We start from the raw sequence: 2,783 nt of genomic DNA, 5'->3' as shown, positions 1-2,783 counted from the left end.
GGCCCCGATGACCCGCAACCGCGCCACCGCCGACGGCGTCCCCACGCCCCTCATGGCCACGTACTACGCGCAGCGCGCCGCGGCCGGCCTGATCGTCGCCGAGGCCGCGACGCCGAACGCGGTCGGCCGGACGTACCCGAACATCACCGCCCTGCACACCGACGCCCACGAGGCGGGCTGGCGCCAGGTCACGGAGGCCGTCCGGGCGGGGGGCGGCCGGATGTTCCTGCAGCTCCAGCACGGGGGCCGGGTCGGCCACCCGGACACCAGCGGACTGACCCCGCTCGCCCCGTCCCCGGTCCCGCTCCCGGACGGCATCCACACGGCAGGCGGCCACCGGCCGGCGCCCGTGCCCCGGGAGCTGACGCCCGACGAGATCGCCGCCACGGTCGCCGACTTCGCGGCCTCGGCCCGCCGGGCGGTCGCCGCGGGCTTCGAGGGCGTCGAGGTCCACTCGGCCAACGGCTATCTGCTGCACCAGTTCCTGGCGGGCAACACCAACCGCCGCACCGACGCGTACGGCGGCCCGGTCGCCCACCGCATCCGCTTCACGGTGGAGGTGGTCCGCGCCGTCGCCGAGGCGATCGGCCCGGAGCGGGTCGGCGTACGCCTCTCGCCCGGCCTCACCGTGAACGGCATCGAGGAGGGCGACACGGAGGCGATCTACCCGGCGCTGGTGGCGGAGCTCAAGTCCGTCGGCCCGCTCGCCTACCTCCACGTCGTGCACGCGAAGCCGTCCGACCCGGTCTTCCGTGCCCTCCGCGCCGCCTGGCCCGGCACCCTCGTCGCCAACCCGGTCCTGCCCGACGGCCCCCTCGCCGCCGAGCCGGTCCGCGCGGCCGCCGACCGGCTGCTCGCGGCGGGCGCGGACCTGATCGCCCTGGGCCGCCCGTTCCTCGCCAACCCCGACCTGGTCGCGCGGCTCCGGACGGGCGCGCCCCTGAACCCCGTACGGGACAAGTACCTGATGTACGTGGGCGGTCCGGAGGGCTACACGGACTATCCGACGCTGCCCGCGGCCGGAACCGCCGGGTGAGACCGGGGCTCGGGGCTCGGGCTCCGGGCCCCCTGAACGGGGGTTCCCCGCTCGCCGGAACGCCGAAGGGCCCCGCTGCAAGCAGCGGGGCCCTTCGATCGCCCTGACGGGCGGAGGCGGAGGATACGAGATTCGAACTCGTGAGGGGTTGCCCCCAACACGCTTTCCAAGCGTGCGCCCTAGGCCTCTAGGCGAATCCTCCGCGGCAAACAATACAAGACGTTGAGGAGTGCTCGCGAACTCGTTCCCACCCACCCGGAGCATGTACTCTGGGCGCAGCCCCTCACGTGGCGCTATCTGACTGAACTCCCCCAGGGCCGGAAGGCAGCAAGGGTAGGTCGGCTCTGGCGGGTGCGTGGGGGGCGCTTGTGTTTCCGGGGCGGGTTCGCCGTCCGGGGCGGCCGTGGTTGTCAGTGGGCGCCTATAACCTCGTATGCGTGTCGTCTCTCGCGCTGTACCGCCGCTATCGCCCGGAGTCGTTCGCCGAGGTCATCGGGCAGGAGCATGTAACCGACCCGCTGCAGCAGGCGCTGCGGAACAACCGGGTCAATCACGCGTACCTGTTCAGTGGTCCGCGCGGCTGCGGCAAGACGACCAGCGCGCGCATCCTGGCCCGCTGTCTGAACTGTGAGCAGGGCCCCACTCCGACGCCCTGCGGCGAGTGCCAGTCCTGCCAGGACCTCGCGAGGAACGGACCGGGCTCGATCGATGTCATCGAGATCGACGCGGCATCGCACGGTGGTGTGGACGACGCCCGTGACCTGCGCGAGAAGGCCTTCTTCGGCCCGGCGAGCAGCCGGTACAAGATCTACATCATCGACGAGGCCCACATGGTCACGTCGGCGGGTTTCAACGCACTGCTGAAGGTCGTCGAGGAGCCGCCGGAGCACCTCAAGTTCATCTTCGCGACCACCGAGCCCGAGAAGGTCATCGGGACGATCCGGTCGCGCACGCACCACTACCCGTTCCGGCTGGTCCCCCCGGGCACCCTGCGGGACTACCTGGGCGAGGTGTGCGGCAAGGAGGCCATCCCCGTCGAGGACGGCGTGCTGCCGCTCGTCGTGCGCGCGGGCGCGGGTTCGGTCCGTGACTCGATGTCCGTCATGGACCAGCTGCTCGCCGGCGCCGCCGAGGACGGTGTGACGTACGCCATGGCGACGGGCCTGCTCGGGTATACGGACGCCGCGCTGCTCGACTCGGTCGTCGAGGCCTTCGCCACCGGTGACGGCGCCGCCGCCTTCGAGGTCGTGGACCGCATCATCGAAGGGGGCAACGACCCGCGCAGGTTCGTCACCGACCTCCTGGAGCGGCTCCGTGACCTGGTGATCCTGGCCGCGGTCCCGGACGCGGCGGAGAAGGGGCTGATCGACGCCCCGGCCGATGTCGTGGAGCGGATGCTGGCGCAGGCGAGCACGTTCGGCGCCGCCGAGCTCAGCCGCGCCGCCGACCTCGTGAACGAGGGCCTGACGGAGATGCGCGGTGCCAACTCGCCGCGCCTCCAGCTGGAGCTGATCTGTGCGCGCGTGCTGCTGCCCGCGGCGTACGACGACGCCCGGTCCGTCATGGCCCGCCTCGACCGCATCGAGCGCGGCGGCGTCTTCACCCCGGGCGGGCAGGGCGCCGCTCCGGCCATGGCGTACGTCCCCGGTCCCGACGCCCACGCGCAGCCTCCGGCGGCCCCGGTCGCCCCCGGTGGCGGGCCCGCCGCGGCGCGCGCGGCGGTGCGCGGCACCCCGGCCCCGGCTCC

At 73.2% G+C, this 2,783-nt stretch carries 2 protein-coding genes, 1 tRNA gene and 1 other RNA gene; 3 read left to right on the top strand and 1 reads right to left on the bottom strand.

The features are described 5' to 3' along the window. On the top strand, positions 1–1,036 hold a 1,036-nt coding region (locus tag M4J07_RS47455), incomplete at its 5' end, for an alkene reductase (RefSeq protein WP_255983572.1). 117 nt (positions 1,037–1,153) lie between these two features. On the opposite strand, the gene M4J07_RS47450 is transcribed toward M4J07_RS47455, so the two are convergent. Next, positions 1,154–1,238 (bottom strand) — tRNA-Ser (locus M4J07_RS47450). A gap of 72 nt (positions 1,239–1,310) precedes the next feature. Here M4J07_RS47450 and ffs point away from each other — a divergent pair. Then, positions 1,311–1,409, top strand: an RNA gene (gene ffs / locus M4J07_RS47445) — signal recognition particle sRNA small type. Between the two features lie 64 nt (positions 1,410–1,473). Beyond that, the coding region (locus M4J07_RS47440; RefSeq protein ID WP_255983570.1) for a DNA polymerase III subunit gamma/tau at positions 1,474–2,783 on the top strand (1,310 nt) is incomplete at its 3' end.

Origin of the sequence: Streptomyces longispororuber (genome assembly GCF_024448165.1) — a bacterium.
Classification (GTDB): Bacteria; Actinomycetota; Actinomycetes; order Streptomycetales; family Streptomycetaceae; genus Streptomyces; species Streptomyces longispororuber_A.
This window is presented reverse-complemented; position numbering and strand designations above follow the sequence as displayed.